Origin of the sequence: Janibacter terrae, assembly GCF_039636765.1 — a bacterium.
Lineage (GTDB): Bacteria > Actinomycetota > Actinomycetes > Actinomycetales > Dermatophilaceae > Janibacter > Janibacter terrae.
In genome coordinates this window covers 1,463,105-1,476,985 of record NZ_CP144167.1, presented here as the reverse complement: position 1 = coordinate 1,476,985, position 13,881 = coordinate 1,463,105, and the positions used below count along the sequence as shown (strand labels likewise).

13 protein-coding genes are annotated in these 13,881 nt (G+C 71.5%); 3 read left to right on the top strand and 10 right to left on the bottom strand.

All coding sequences use genetic code 11. The annotated features are described in order from the left end of the window. Window positions 1-170 precede the first annotated feature (170 nt). The 5 genes from V3C34_RS07370 to V3C34_RS07350 all read right to left on the bottom strand — a co-directional run bounded on the left by V3C34_RS07370 (window position 171) and on the right by V3C34_RS07350 (window position 4,694). Entirely contained in the window at window positions 171-1,124 is a 954-nt protein-coding gene (locus V3C34_RS07370) for a tetratricopeptide repeat protein (protein ID WP_346008428.1), read from the bottom strand. Between the two features lie 46 nt (window positions 1,125-1,170). Then, window positions 1,171-2,151 carry a hypothetical protein gene (locus tag V3C34_RS07365; RefSeq protein ID WP_346008427.1) on the bottom strand — a complete coding sequence of 327 codons (981 nt, stop codon included), beginning with the start codon at window positions 2,149-2,151 and terminating at the stop codon, window positions 1,171-1,173. Next, a complete protein-coding gene (locus V3C34_RS07360; RefSeq protein WP_346008426.1) occupies window positions 2,148-2,786 on the bottom strand; it encodes a hypothetical protein in 639 nt (212 codons plus the stop codon). Before V3C34_RS07360 ends, V3C34_RS07365 begins: the two co-directional genes overlap by 4 nt. Before the next feature lie 106 nt (window positions 2,787-2,892). Beyond that, on the bottom strand, window positions 2,893-3,195 hold the full coding sequence (locus V3C34_RS07355; RefSeq protein ID WP_068325249.1) for a thiamine-binding protein: 303 nt from the start codon (window positions 3,193-3,195) through the stop codon (window positions 2,893-2,895). Window positions 3,196-3,224: 29 nt separating this feature from the next. Beyond that, window positions 3,225-4,694: a serine/threonine-protein kinase gene (locus V3C34_RS07350; protein ID WP_346008425.1), complete on the bottom strand. Its 1,470-nt coding sequence runs from the start codon at window positions 4,692-4,694 to the stop codon at window positions 3,225-3,227. Between the two features lie 101 nt (window positions 4,695-4,795). On the opposite strand from V3C34_RS07350, the gene V3C34_RS07345 reads away from it, so the two are divergent. Further along, complete coding sequence (locus tag V3C34_RS07345; RefSeq protein WP_068325251.1) at window positions 4,796-5,368, top strand: hypothetical protein; 573 nt, start codon at window positions 4,796-4,798, stop codon at window positions 5,366-5,368. A gap of 6 nt (window positions 5,369-5,374) precedes the next feature. Here V3C34_RS07345 and meaB read toward each other — a convergent pair whose 3' ends face one another. Then, window positions 5,375-6,340 carry a methylmalonyl Co-A mutase-associated GTPase MeaB gene (gene meaB, locus V3C34_RS07340; RefSeq protein ID WP_338538468.1) on the bottom strand — a complete coding sequence of 322 codons (966 nt, stop codon included), beginning with the start codon at window positions 6,338-6,340 and terminating at the stop codon, window positions 5,375-5,377. Between the two features lie 2 nt (window positions 6,341-6,342). Then, window positions 6,343-7,539 (bottom strand): acetyl-CoA C-acetyltransferase, encoded by a 1,197-nt coding sequence (locus tag V3C34_RS07335; protein ID WP_068325252.1) that lies wholly within the window; start codon window positions 7,537-7,539, stop codon window positions 6,343-6,345. Between the two features lie 169 nt (window positions 7,540-7,708). On the opposite strand from V3C34_RS07335, the gene mce reads away from it, so the two are divergent. Beyond that, window positions 7,709-8,137, top strand: coding sequence for a methylmalonyl-CoA epimerase (gene mce / locus V3C34_RS07330; RefSeq protein WP_338538469.1), 429 nt, complete (start codon window positions 7,709-7,711; stop codon window positions 8,135-8,137). A 160-nt stretch (window positions 8,138-8,297) separates the two neighbouring features. Further along, window positions 8,298-9,638, top strand: coding sequence for a crotonyl-CoA carboxylase/reductase (gene ccrA, locus V3C34_RS07325; protein WP_068325523.1), 1,341 nt, complete (start codon window positions 8,298-8,300; stop codon window positions 9,636-9,638). A gap of 125 nt (window positions 9,639-9,763) precedes the next feature. On the opposite strand, the gene V3C34_RS07320 is transcribed toward ccrA, so the two are convergent. From V3C34_RS07320 to V3C34_RS07310, 3 genes are read right to left on the bottom strand one after another with little or no spacing between them, the layout of a single operon-like run. After that, window positions 9,764-11,764, bottom strand: a complete 2,001-nt coding sequence (locus V3C34_RS07320) for an ABC transporter ATP-binding protein (protein WP_428832218.1) — start codon at window positions 11,762-11,764, stop codon at window positions 9,764-9,766. Continuing rightward, a complete protein-coding gene (locus V3C34_RS07315) occupies window positions 11,761-13,494 on the bottom strand; it encodes an ABC transporter ATP-binding protein (protein ID WP_068422561.1) in 1,734 nt (577 codons plus the stop codon). Before V3C34_RS07315 ends, V3C34_RS07320 begins: the two co-directional genes overlap by 4 nt. Before the next feature lie 51 nt (window positions 13,495-13,545). Further along, window positions 13,546-13,830 (bottom strand): hypothetical protein, encoded by a 285-nt coding sequence (locus V3C34_RS07310; RefSeq protein ID WP_346008424.1) that lies wholly within the window; start codon window positions 13,828-13,830, stop codon window positions 13,546-13,548. Between the last annotated feature and the right edge of the window lie 51 nt (window positions 13,831-13,881).

Sequence of the window (13,881 nt, the reverse complement as noted above, 5' to 3'; positions counted from 1 at the left end):
GAGGACGGGGCGTCGACGATGCAGCCGTCCCCCTTCGCCCCCGACTCGCCCCTGACGCCCTCCTGAACCGCCCGGGACCCTGCATTGCCCTAGGGGAATGCACGCCCCGGGAGCGCGAGACCCTGCATTGCCCTAGGGGAATGCAGGGTCTCGGAGCGTAGGAAGAGGCGTCAGAAGAGGGCACTCATGAGCGTCGTACGGCCCTTGCGGACGCGCTCGTCCTGGTTGCCGACGACGGCGAAGAGGTCCAGCAGGTGCGCCTTGACCCGGTCGCGGTCCTCCCCCGCGGTGACGCGGACGAGGTCGATCAGGCGCGTGAAGGCGTCCTCGACATGACCACCGAGCACGTCGAGGTCGGCGACGACGAGGGCGGCGTCGACGTCGTGCGGGTCACCGGCCGCGGCCGCCCGGGCGGCGTGGAGGTCCACCCCGCGGGTGCGCTTCATCAGGCCGACCTGGGCGAGCCCGAGCTGCGCGTCGGTGTCCTTGGGGTCAGCGGCGATCGCCTGCTCGTAGGCGGCGGCCGCGGCGTCCAGGTCGTCGCGCTCGATCGCGTCGTAGGCCTCCTGGTGCAGCGGCGGCAGGTCGTCCTGCGTGTCGGCCTCGGCGGGCTGCGCGCTGACGCGCCCGGTGACGCCGTGCTGCACCGCCACCTGGAGCAGCTGGTCGACCACCTGGCGGAACTGCTCCGGGTCGACGATCCCGCTGAAGAGCGGCACCGGCTGCCCGGCCACGAGACCGAGCGCGAGCGGCACCTCCGGCGGCTGGACCGCCTGCATGATGCCGGGGTTGGTCGCCACGTCGATCCCGACGACCTGTACGCGTCCCTCGAGGGTGCCGGCGATCGCGAGCGCGTCGTCGAGCAGCACACGGCTCTGCGGGTGCTCGGAGGACCACACGACGGCCACGGCCGGGACCACCGAGGTCCGACCGACGATGGTGTTGAAGGTCGCGTCGGTCGCCTCGACGAGGAGACCGTCGGCAGGTGCACCAGCGGCACCAGCGGCGCCAGCGGCGCCACCGGCAGCGGGGGCTGCGGGAGCCCCCGGGCCGGCACCGGGGGCCGATCCGGTGAGACGGGACAGGTCGACGGCGCCGCGCAGGGCTCGGGTCGGGTCGCTCATGCCAGCCATTGTCTCCCACGGCCGGGGCCGCGCGTCGACCCCCCGGTCAGGAGCCCTTCGCCGACTCGAGCACGTCGCTGGCGCCGACGACGCGGGCCTTGCCCTCGGCCGGCGTGACGAGCGCCAGGGTCTCGGCATGCTTGATCGAGAGGGCGCGCTCGACGGTCGAGGTGTCGAGCACGTCCTTGAGCGCGGCCTGCTCGAGCTTGAGCTCCTTGAGCTTCTTCGTCGCGGTGATCGTGTCGGTGCGCGTCATCGGCAGGAAGGTGATCGCTCCGCCGTCGGCCAGCGCGAAGGAGACCGCGTCGCCCTCCGCGACCGCCTGGCGCTGCCGGTAGTACGCGAGGTCACCCAGGTCGGCCTTCGTCGACCGGGCGTTCTTGCGCAGGGCCGCGGAGAAGGCATCGCTCACCGAGACGTCCTCGGGTGCCTTCGTCGACGACGAAGGGAAGGCGACACCCTTCGCCCAGGCGGTCGCCGCGTCCCGGACGTCCTTGCCGGGCGCCGCGACGGTGACCTTGGTCCCCTCGTCGAGCGGGGCGAGCGCGGGCACGCTGGCACCCGCGGCCATCGGCACGTCGGCGAAGAGGGTGAAGGGCTGGTCGGCCTGCTCGGCGACGAGGACGTGCAGGTACTGCACGTCGCCCGAGCGCGAGGTGGCCAGGACGGCGCGCGGCCACGTGGCGCCGCGGCTCACCGCGAGGACCTTGAGCCCCTCGACCTGCGTCGAGGTGCGTGTGGTCCTGTCCTTGCTGGCGACGGCCGCCCGCACCTCGCGCAGGGCCGGCCCGGAGAGGACCTCCTCACGCGCGGTCTCGGCGGCCTTGCCGCTCTTGCGGCTGACGTCGACGGCCTCGGTGACGACGCGGTCGGCCACCTGCCGTGCCGTGGTGGAGGTCACGGACGCGCCCGAGGACTGCTCGGCCGGGGCGTCGCGGATCCCGGCGATCGAGGTCCCCAGGCCGCAGCCGCCGAGGGTCAGGGGTGCCGCGACGAGGGCGGCGACGAGGGTGGTGCGCCGGCTCATGCGGCCTCCTCAGGATCGGGGCGCGCGGCCCGGTGGCGGATCATCCCCACGAGCCCGCTGCGGACGAGCAGGGCCAGCCCGGCGAGGAGGAGGACGAGACCGACGACGAGGGTGACGACGGCCGTGGTCCCCCAGCCGCTGTCCTCGACGGTCATGGTCACGGAGTCGATCTCGGCGCCGTCGGCAGCGGCGACCACGAGGGTCTGCGGCGCCTGCGACTGCTCGATCGTGCGGCTGATCTCGCCGGACGCGGTGCCGGACTCCTGCCACACGTCGAGGCCCGCGGGGTCGACGGGGTCCGTGGACCCGACCTCGGCGCTCGTGAGCGCCCAGTCCGACACCGCGACGCCCGAGACCTCGGCGCGCGTGGCGTCACCCAGGACGGCCTCGGCGTCGGAGGGCCGGGCGGTGCCGGCCCACAGCTCGCCGGAGCCGGCGGCGGTGACCTCGACGGGGTGGTCGACGCGGTTGAGCACGTCGGGGTCGAGGACGACGACCCGCTGGCCGGGGTCGGCGGTGAAGGTGGCCGTGCCGGAGGTGCCGAGGTTGGCGAGGAACCAACCCCCGACGATCGCGGCGACGAGGCCGACGAGGGCCAGGACGACGCCGGCGACGCGCTGGATGAGCGTGCTCACGTGGGTGCTTTCGGTCAGGGTTCAGGGGCCGTCTGCCGCTCGGGCGGACGATCAACCATGACAAATCCTGCAGAAGGTCACAAATCGGTCACGGAGCCGGGACGGCTCAGTCCTCGGCGAGGAGGCCCGCCACGCGCTCGACCTTCGCGCTCATCTGGCCGGTGCGACCGGCCCGGATGTCGGCCTTCATGACCAGCCCGACGCGGTCGCCGAAGGGCTCCATGGCATCGACGCAGGCCTTGACGACGGCCATGACCTCGTCCCACTCCCCCTCGATCGTCGTGAACATCGAGCCGAGGTCGTGCGGCAGCCCGCTGTCGCGCACGACGCGCAGCGCGGCGGCGACCGCCTCGGCGTAGGAGCCGTCGGCGTCCGGGGAGGACGGGGCGATGGAGAACGCGAGCAGCACGGGGACCTCCGGGGTCGGGAGCTGGTGGGTTACTGGGTCATCCGGACGACGCCGTCGATGCGCCGCAGCCGGTACTCGTGCTCCTCGACCTCTTCCGCGCGGTCCTTGGGGTGGTAGGTGAGGCGCACCGTCACGGTGTCGGTCCTGGTGTCGAAGGAGAGCACCTGGGTGTCGACGGACTCGATCCCCGACCAGAACCCGTCGAAGCCGCCCCGGTCCTTCTGCCGGGAGGGAGCGAGCATCGCCCAGGCGGCGTCGCGGTCGCTCGTCACCGTCGAGAAGTAGTCGGTGATGAAGGTCGTGGCCTCGGCCTGCGTGATGTCCTGCATGCCACGCGAAGTGGAGCTCGAGGACGAGCTCGAGGTGGAGCTCGAGGTGGAGCTGCTCGTCGACGTCTCGCTCGGGCTGGAGGTCACCGTGGCCGTCGTCGTGGTCGTCACGGGCGGCTGGGGCTCGCTGCTCGTGGCCGTCGAGGTGGTGCTCGACGAGGTGCTCGTCGAGCTCGTCGAGGACCCTGTGGTCGGCTCGTCGTCGCGCGACGCGGCCCAGGCGATCCCGGCCGCGAGCAGCACGGCCAGCCCGGCGAGGAGGAGGATCCACGGCCAGCCGCCTCGGCGTCGCGGCGGCGTCGGCGTGGGCGTCGGCGTGGGCGCGAAGGCCTCGCCCGCGCGGGAGGCGCCACCCGAGCCGCCCGCGGCGACGCTCTCGAGGCGACGGAGCACCTCGTCCATCGTCCCGCGTCGCGCCGGGTCGCGGGAGAGCATGTCGGCGAGCACCGGCTCGAGGGGTCCTGCCCGCTCGGGTCGCCGCGGCGGCTGCGAGGAGATGCTGCGCAGGGTGGCCAGGGCGTTGCCCTGCGAGGGGTAGGCGTCGGTGCCCTCGACCGCGAAGTAGATCGTCGCGCCGAGCGCCCACACGTCGGCCGCAGGGCCGTGGTCGCCACCGATGGCGACCTCCGGGGCCATGTAGCTCGGGGTGCCGGTCACCAGACCGGTCTGGGTCAGCTGGTCGTCGGCACCGGAGCGGGCGATGCCGAAGTCGCCCAGCTTGGGTCGACCGCCGCCGATGAGGACGTTGGCAGGCTTGACGTCGCGGTGGACGATGCCGGCACGGTGCGCCGCGGCGAGCGCTCCCGCGAGCTGTGCGCCGAGGTCGGCAGCCCCCTTCGGCGTCATCGGACCGCGCTCGCGGATGGCCGAGGCGAGCGTCGGGCCGGCCACGTACTCCATGACGAGCCACGGGGTGCCGTGGTGCTCGGTGACGTCGTAGACCGCGACGACGTTGGGGTGGTTGAGCGCGGCCGCCGCCCGGGCCTCGCGCATAGCCCGGCGGGTCTCCCCTTCGCTCTCCCCGGGGAAGTCGCCGATCTGCTTGGCCGCGACCTGGCGGCCGAGGACGGTGTCGCGGGCGAGCCAGACGGTCCCCATCCCACCGCGACCGATGGGTCGCACGGTCTCGTAGCGGCCGCCGATCAGCTCGGGCGTCGTGTCGTCAGTCATGTCCGGGCCAGCGTAGTGCTCGGGCTCGGCTACCGGCACGTAGACTGCCGCCGCGGACGTCGTCCGCGTCGCACGCCACGAAGTATCAGGGGGAAATCACCGTGTCCTACCCAGCGCCGCCACCGCCCGGAGGCTCCGGCAACCCGAACCCGTACCAGGCCCCGGCCTACGGCACCCCGGGCGCCTACCCGCCCCCCGGCAGCGCCCCCAAGAAGGACAACACCCTCTGGTGGATCCTCGGCATCATCGGCGGCGTCATCCTCCTGTGCTGCTGCGGTGTCGCCGGGTTCTTCATCTTCGTCGCCAACGAGGCGAGCGAAGGGATCTCGAGCTACAGCTCCTCGGCCAACTCGTCCAAGAACGCCGACGCGGCCGGCGCCACGCCCGTCTCCGAGGGCTCCTCGGTCACCGTGGACGGTGCCGCCATCCAGCCCGGCTGGTCGGTGCTGACCTCGACCGACGACATCTCCGGCCTGAGTGTGCGCAACGACAGCGGCAGCAGCAACTCGTTCTTCCTGACCTTCTACTTCATGAAGGACGGCAACGTCATCGACGACGTCACCTGCAACACCGACTTCCTCGACGCCGGCGCGACCGACGCCGCCCCCACGTGCGTGTCGGCGATCTTCGACATCGACGACCACGACGAGATCCGCGTGGGCGAGGGTTTCTGACCCGGCTCAGTCCGCGCCGAGCCCGACGAGCAGCTCGTCGGCCGCCGCGTGCGGGTCCGTGGCCCCGTCGACGACCCGCTCGGCGAGCCCGTCGAGCGTGCCGCCGGAACCGAGGTCACCCATGCGGGCCTGCAGCCGGGCCAGCGCGAGAGCGGTGATCTCGGCACGGGCGCGCCCGGTGCGGCGCTGGCGCAGGGTGCCGCTCGCGGCCAGCCACGAGAGGTGGTCCCCGATCGCGGTGACGATGTCGCCCACGCCTGTGCCGTCGGTCGCGGAGGCCTTGACGACCGGGCGTCGCCAACCGCCGGGCCGCGTCCCCTCACCGAGCTGGATCATGTGCCGCAGGTCGCGGACGGTCGCGTCCGCACCCTCGCGGTCGGCCTTGTTGACGACGAAGACGTCGCCCACCTCGAGGATCCCCGCCTTGGCCGCCTGGATCCCGTCGCCCATGCCGGGCGCCAGGAGGACGAGGGTCGTGTCCGCGGCGCCCGCGATCTCGACCTCGGACTGACCGACGCCGACGGTCTCGACGAGCACGACGTCGAACCCGGAGGCGTCGAGCACGCGGATGGCCTGGGGCGTCGAGACCGACAGGCCGCCCAGGTGGCCGCGGCTGGCGAGCGAACGGATGTAGACGCCCGGGTCGCTCGCGGACGCGCTCATGCGGATGCGGTCACCCAGGAGCGCGCCGCCGCTGAAGGGCGAGGAGGGGTCGATCGCGAGGACGCCGACCCGCGCGCCCTGCTCGCGCAGCGCGCGGACGAGGGCGTCGGTCGTCGTGGACTTGCCGACACCGGGGGCGCCGGTCAGGCCGATGACGTGGGCCCGACCCGTGTGCGGCGCGAGCAGCGCCATCGCCTCCGGCAGCGCGGGGTGCTGGTCGTCGACGAGCGAGATGAGCCGCCCGACGGCGCGGGTCGTCCCCGCCCTGGCCTCCTCGACCAGGACGGGGACGTCGATGCTGCGGCTCAAGCTCAGGCGTTCGGGACGCGGATGATCAGGGCGTCACCCTGACCGCCACCGCCGCAGAGGGCGGCCGCGCCGACACCGCCGCCGCGGCGCTTGAGCTCGTGGGCGAGCGCGAGGGTGATGCGCGCGCCGGACATGCCGAGCGGGTGGCCCATGGCGATCGCGCCGCCGTTGGGGTTGACCTGCTCGTCCTTGAGGCCGAGCTGCTGGGCCGAGGCCAGGCCGACGGCCGCGAAGGCCTCGTTGATCTCGACGACGTCGAGGTCGGAGACCGCGATGCCCTCCTTGGCGACGGCGACCTCGATGGCGTTGGCCGGCTGCGACTGCAGGGTCGAGTCAGGACCGGCGACGACACCGTGGGCGCCGATCTCGGCGAGCCAGGACAGGCCCAGCTCCTCGGCCTTGGACTTCTTCATGACGACGACCGCGGCCGCGCCGTCGGAGATCTGCGAGGCAGAGCCGGCGGTGATGGTGCCGTCCTTGGCGAAGGCCGGACGCAGCTTGCCCAGGGACTCGACGGTCGTGTCGGCACGCACGCCCTCGTCGGTGTCGAAGAGGACCGGGTCGCCCTTGCGCTGCGGGATCTCGACCGGCACGACCTCGTCGGCGAAGGTGCCCTCGGCCCAGGCCCTGGCAGCCTTCTGGTGGCTCGCGGCCGCGAACTCGTCCTGCTGCTCACGGGTGAAGTCGGAGTTCTCCGCGTTCTTGGCCTCGGTGAGCGCGCCCATCGCCTGGTCGGTGATGATGTCGTGCAGGCCGTCGTAGGCCATCGAGTCCTTGAGCTTGGTGTCGCCGTACTTGATGCCCTCGCGGCTCTTGGGGAGCAGGTGCGGCGCGTTGGTCATCGACTCCTGGCCCCCGGCGACGACGATCTCGAACTCGCCGGCGCGGATCAGCTGGTCGGCGAGGGCGATCGCGTCGATGCCCGAGAGGCAGACCTTGTTGACCGTGAGGGCGGGGACGTTCTTCGGGATCCCGCCCTTGATCGCGGCCTGGCGGGCGGGGATCTGGCCCTCGCCCGCGGTGAGGACCTGGCCCATGATGACGTAGTCGACGTCCTCGCCCTTGACGCCGGCCTTCTCGAGGGCGCCCTTGATGGCGAAGCCGCCGAGGTCGGAGCCGGAGAAGCCCTTGAGCGAGCCGCTCATGCGGCCCATCGGGGTGCGGGCCCCCGCGACGATGACAGTGGGGTCGGTGGACATGCGTTGGCCTCCGGGTGCAGTGGGTGCGTGGATGGGTCGACTCTACGCAGCGGCGGGCGGGGTGCCGAGGGGAACGACCGGTGACCCGTGCCACGAGCCCCGGGACGGTGGGCCAGACCACACGCGAAGGGGGCGCGCCGCCCCCCTTCGCGTCCCTAGGCTGCCGCACATGAACGATCTCTTCACTGCCATCGACCACGTCGGTGTCGCCGTGCCCGACCTCGACGAGGCCATCGCCTTCTACCGTGACACCTACGGCATGGAGCTCGCCCACGAGGAGACCAACGAGGAGCAGGGCGTGCGCGAGGCGATGATGCGCGTCGGCGAGTCCGGCTCGTGCATCCAGCTGCTCGCGCCGCTCTCCCCCGAGTCCACGATCGCGAAGTTCCTCGACCGCAACGGCCAGGGCATCCAGCAGCTCGCCTACCGCGTCGAGGACATCGATGCCGTGGGCGCGACCCTGCGCGAGCGCGGCCTCCGCCTGCTCTACGACACCCCGAAGCGGGGCACGAGCAACTCCCGCGTCAACTTCATCCACCCCAAGGACGCCGGCGGTATCCTCGTCGAGCTCGTCGAGCCGGCGGCCGACGCCCACTGAGCCCACCCCTTCGTCCCGCCGAGACCGATCGGGACGACACGGATCCGCGTGTGAACTGGGTCATGACCCCATACCCGCGGCCGCCGCGACCACCTAGGTTTCACGCAACGCACGACCCCCGACCATTCCCCCTGAGGCCGAGGAGCCCCCACTCATGGCAATCGACCAGATCCGCGACGCGATCCTCTCCGGTGACCGCAGCGAAGAGACCTACGCCAACCTCCCCCTGCCCGACACCTACCGTGCCGCGACCGTCCACAAGGACGAGGTGGAGATGTTCAAGGGCCTGAAGAGCCGCGACAAGGACCCGCGCAAGTCGCTGCACATCGACGACGTGCCGATCCCGGAGCTGGCCCCCGACGAGGCGCTCGTCGCCGTCATGGCCAGCGCGATCAACTTCAACACCGTGTGGACCTCGATCTTCGAGCCCGTCTCGACCTTCGGCTTCCTCGAGCGCTACGGCCGCCTGAACAAGTACTCCAAGCGCCACGACCTGCCGTACCACATCGTCGGCTCCGACCTCTCCGGCGTCGTCCTGCGCGTCGGCGAGCACGTCTCGAAGTGGAAGCCCGGCACCGAGGTCGTCGCCCACTGCCTGTCCGTCGAGCTCGAGGACGCCGACGGCCACGACGACACGATGATGGACCCGCAGCAGCGCATCTGGGGCTTCGAGACCAACTTCGGCGGTCTCGCCGAGTTGGCCATCGTCAAGGCCAACCAGCTCATGCCGAAGCCCGGCCACCTCACCTGGGAGGAGTCCGCCTCCCCCGGTCTGGTCAACTCCACCGCATACCGGCAGCTGATCTCCAAGAACGGCGCCGCGCTGAAGCTCGGTGACCGCGTCCTGATCTGGGGCGCCTCCGGCGGCCTCGGCTCCTACGCGACCCAGATGGCGCTCGCCGCCGGGGCGACCCCGATCTGCGTCGTCTCCTCCCCCGAGAAGGCGCAGATCTGCCGCGACATGGGCGCCGAGCTGATCATCGACCGCAACGCCGAGGGCTACAGGTTCTGGAACGAGGACAACACGGAGCAGAACCCCAAGGAGTGGCAGCGCCTGGGCAAGAAGATCCGTGAGCTCACCGGCGGCCACGACGTCGACATCGTCTTCGAGCACCCCGGCCGCGAGACCTTCGGCGCCTCGGTCTACGTCACCCGCAAGGGCGGCAAGATCGTCACCTGCGCGTCGACCTCGGGCTACATGCACGAGTACGACAACCGCTACCTGTGGATGAACCTCAAGAGCATCATCTCCAGCCACTTCGCGAACTACCGCGAGTCCTGGGAGGCCAACGAGCTCATCAACCGCGGTCTCGTCCACCCGACCCTCAGCCGGACCTACACGCTCGAGGAGGTCGGCCAGGCCACCCTCGACGTGCACCACAACAAGCACCAGGGCAAGGTCGGCGTGCTCACCCTCGCCCCCGAGCCGGGCCTGGGTGTCACCGACACCGACAAGCGCGCGAAGTTCGAGAAGGAGATCAACCGCTTCCAGGCGGTCTGAGCCCGCCTCCTGCCCCAAGATTCTCGGGTCACCCGAGAAACCTCGCCTTCGCAAGGGTTTCAAACCCTTGCGAAGGCGAGGTTTCTCTTGTTGAGCGGGTGCCTGCCCGGTGGGGCGAAGGGGGCTCAGGCCAGGTTGACCGAGGTGTCCAGCTCCGTCACCGCGGCCGCGAACTGGCTGCGGTAGAGGCGCGCGTAGGCACTATCGGCGGCGAGCAGGCTCTCGTGCGTGCCCTGCTCGACGATGTGCCCCTCCTCCATGACGACGATGAGGTCGGCGTCGCGGATCGTCGAGAGCCGGTGGGCGATGACGAAGCTCGTCCGGTCCCCGCGCAGCGCCGCCATCGCCTGCTGCACGAGCCGCTCGGTACGGGTGTCGACCGAGCTCGTCGCCTCGTCGAGGATGAGCAGGCTCGGGTCGGCGAGGAAGGCGCGGGCGATCGTCACCAGCTGCTTCTCGCCGGCCGAGATGTTCCCCCCTTCGTCGTCGAGGTGCGTGTCGTACCCCTGAGGAAGGGAGTGGACGAAGCGGTCGACGTAGGTCGCCTCGGCCGCCGCCCGGACCTCCTCGCGGGTGGCACCCGGGCGCCCGTAGGCGATGTTGTCGCCGATCGTCCCGGAGAAGAGCCACGTGTCCTGCAGGACCATGCCGGTGCGCGAGCGCAGTTCGGCGCGCGACATGTCGGTGATGTCGATGCCGTCGATGGTGATCCGTCCCGAGTCGAGCTCGTAGAAGCGCATGACGAGGTTGACGAGCGTCGTCTTGCCGGCGCCGGTCGGGCCGACGATCGCGACCGTCTGGCCCGGCTCGACGACGAGGTCGAGGTCCTCGATGAGCGGCCGGGTCGGGTCGTAGCTGAAGCTCACTCCCTCGAAGGCCACCCGCCCGTGGCCGTCGCCGCGCGCCACCGGCGTGCTCGGGTCCTCGACCTGCTCCGGCGCGTCGAGCACGTCGAAGACGCGCTCCGCGGAGGCGACACCGGACTGCATGAGGTTGGCCATCGAGGCGACCTGCGTCAGCGGCTGGGTGAACTGGCGCGAGTACTGGATGAAGGCCTGCACGTCGCCGAGCGTCATCTGGCCGGAGGCGACCCGCAGGCCCCCGACGACGGCGATGACGACGTAGTTGAGGTTCCCGACGAACATCATCGCCGGCATGATGATGCCGCTGACGAACTGCGCCCCGAAGCCCGCCCCGCGCAGCTCCTCGTTGCGCTCGGCGAAGGCCGCGTCGACCTCCGCCTGCCGGCCGAAGACCTTGACGAGCGAGTGGCCGGTGTACGTCTCCTCGACGACCGCGCTGAGCTCGCCGGTGGACTTCCACTGCTGGATGAAGTGCCGCTGCGAGCGCTTGCCGATCACCCCGGTGAGCACGATGGAGATCGGGATCGTCACGAGCGCGATGAGCGAGAGGAGCGGCGAGACCCACACCATCATCGAGACCATCGCGACGACCGTGATGAGGCTGGTGAGCAGCTGGCTGAGCGTCTGCTGCAGCGACTGCGCGACGTTGTCGATGTCGTTGGTGACGCGGCTGAGCAGCTCTCCGCGCGGCTGCTGGTCGAAGTACGGCAGCGGCAGCCGGTGCAGCTTGGCCTCGACCTGGGCACGCAGGTCGAAGACGACCTGGTTGACCGCATGGACGATGACGCGCCCCTGGAGCCACGAGAGGACGGCGGCGACGACGTACAGCGCGAGCGCGAGCAGGAGGATGCGCCCGATCGCGCCGAGGTCCATGCCCTGCCCCGGCACGACGTAGGGCATCGCCTCGATCATGTCGGCCCGGCGCCCTTCGCCCGACGCGCGCAGCTGCTCGACGACGGACTCGAGCGGGACGCCGGCGGGCAGCTTCGAGCCGATCCACCCGGCGAAGATGTGGTCGGTGGCCCGCGCGAGGATGAGCGGCCCGAGGGCGCTCATGCCGACGGAGACCACCGTCAGGGAGATGGCCGTGAGCACCCGGGCGCGCTGCGGTCGCAGCCGCCCCACGAGGCGCCGCGCCGAGGGCAGGAAGTTCTTCGACCTCTCCCCCGGCGTGCCCATCTGCATCGGGCCACGGCGCATGACGGACCCGGGCCCGCGGCGCGCCTGGGCGGCCTTCTCCTCAGCGGTGGGGACCTCGCTCACGCCGCCTCCTCCCGCGCCGCCTGGCTCTCGACGATCTCGACGTAGGTCGGGCAGCCCGCGAGCAGCTCCTCGTGGGTCCCGTCGCCGACGACCCGGCCGTCGTCGAGGACGACGATGTGGTCGGCGTCGATGATCGAGGAGACGCGCTGGGCGACCACGAGGACGACGCTGTCGGCGACGACGGGACGAAGGGCGGCGCGCAGCCGCGCGTCGGTCGTCAGGTCGAGCGCGGAGAAGGCGTCGTCGAAGAGGTAGATGTCGGGTCGGCGCACGAGCGCCCGGGCGATCGACACCCGCTGGCGCTGGCCGCCCGAGAGGTTGGTCCCTCCCTGCGCGACCGGTGCCCCGAGCCCCTGCTCGAGGTCGCGCACGAAGTCCTCGGCCTGGGCGATGCGCAGGGCCTCCCACAGCTCCTCGTCGGTGGCGTCGGGCTTGGCCTGGCGCAGGTTGCTGGCGATCGTCCCGCTGAAGAGGAAGGCGCGCTGCGGCACGACGGCCAGGTGGCTCCACAGCTCCGCCGGTTCGAGCTCGCGCACGTCGGTGCCTCCGACGAGGACCCGCCCACCGGTCGCGTCGTGCAGGCGCGCCACGAGGTCGAGCAGCGTGGTCTTGCCGGCGCCGGTCGAGCCGATGATCGCCGTCGTGCGACCCGGCTCGGCGCGCAGGCTGACGTCGCAGAGGACGGGCGCGTCGGCGCCGGGGTAGGCGAACTCGACGGCGTCGAGCACGACGGAGGGCCGGGCCTGTGTCATCGGGCGCGGCGCGAGCGCCGGCACCACGGAGGACTCGGTCGAGAGGACCTCGTCGATGCGTCCGGCGGAGACGGCTGCGCGGGGGAGCATCATCGACATGAAGGTCGCCATCATCACCGACATGAGGATCTGCATCAGGTAGGTCATGAACGCGGTGAGGGCACCGATCTGCATCTCACCGCTCCCCACGCGCTGGGCGCCGAACCACAGCACCGCCACCGTCGACGCGTTGAGGATGACCATGACGATCGGGAAGGCGAGCGCCATCAGCCGCCCGACCGCGATCGCCGACCCGGTGTACTCGGTGTTGGCCACCTCGAACCGCTCGCGCTCGCTCCCTTCGCGCACGAAGGCCCGGACCACACGCACGCCGGTGATCTGCTCGCGCAGGATGCGGTTGACCGTGTCGACGCTCGTCTGCATCCGGCGGAAGCTGGGGACCATCTGGCGGATCACCAGGCCCACCGAGACCGCGAGCAGCGGAACGGCGACGGCCACGAGCCACGACAGCCCGACGTCCTCGCGCAGCGCCATGACCACGCCGCCGACCATCATCAGGGGCGCGGTGACCATCATCGTCAGCGCCATGTTGGTGACGGTCTGGACCTGCGTGACGTCGTTGGTCGTGCGCGAGATGAGCGTCGGAGCGCCGAAGCGCGCGACCTCCTGGGCGCTGAAGCTGCCGACACGCGAGAAGACCGCGGCCCGCAGCCGGGCGGCCATCGTCGCCGACAGGCCCGCACCGAGCCACGTCGCCGCGATCGTCGCGACGATCTGCAGCACCGAGACGGCCAGCATCAGCCCGCCGTGGCGGACGATGTAACCGGTGTCGCCCGTGGCCACGCCGTTGTCGATGATCTCGCCGTTGAGGCTGGGCAGGTAGAGGGAGGCGAGGGTGGCGGCGAGCTGGAGGAGCAGCAGCGTCGCGACCCGGCCGCCCGTGCCGTCCAGGTGGCGGCGGACGAGGCGGAGGAGCACCCGACGATTGTTGCACCGTGCAGGTACTCCACCAACCGGGCTGTCCTGCGGTCAGCGCCCGTAGCGCCCGTGGTTGCGGGCCTTCCAGCAGGCGGAGTGCCAGTGCCGGCGGTCGTCCGCTCCCCCGAGCCCGTCGTCCGGCCAGACGACGACGTGCGGCGTGCCCGGCTGGATCTCGTGGGTGCAGCCCGGGCAGGTGTACACCCGCGTCGAGGTCTGCCCGCTCAGCCGACGAACGATCCAGGCGCGGCCCATCCACGTCTCCCGCGTCTGCGGCGAACCCTCGAGCGCGAGCGGACGGTGCTCGTCACGGCGTCGACGGTTGCTGCGGGGCATGGGCTCATGGTCTCCCGTGACGCGAGCGGACACAAAAGGTCGTCCTGGTGC

Bases quoted from the DNA above. Each gene is read 5' to 3' on its own strand.
- V3C34_RS07370 (WP_346008428.1), bottom strand. From the start codon at position 1,124: ATGAGCGACCCGACCCGAGCCCTGCGCGGCGCCGTCGACCTGTCCCGT.
- V3C34_RS07365 (WP_346008427.1), bottom strand. From the start codon at position 2,151: ATGAGCCGGCGCACCACCCTCGTCGCCGCCCTCGTCGCGGCACCCCTG.
- V3C34_RS07310 (WP_346008424.1), bottom strand. From the start codon at position 13,830: ATGCCCCGCAGCAACCGTCGACGCCGTGACGAGCACCGTCCGCTCGCG.
- mce (WP_338538469.1), top strand. From the start codon at position 7,709: ATGAACGATCTCTTCACTGCCATCGACCACGTCGGTGTCGCCGTGCCC.
- V3C34_RS07350 (WP_346008425.1), bottom strand. From the start codon at position 4,694: ATGACTGACGACACGACGCCCGAGCTGATCGGCGGCCGCTACGAGACC.
- V3C34_RS07335 (WP_068325252.1), bottom strand. From the start codon at position 7,539: ATGTCCACCGACCCCACTGTCATCGTCGCGGGGGCCCGCACCCCGATG.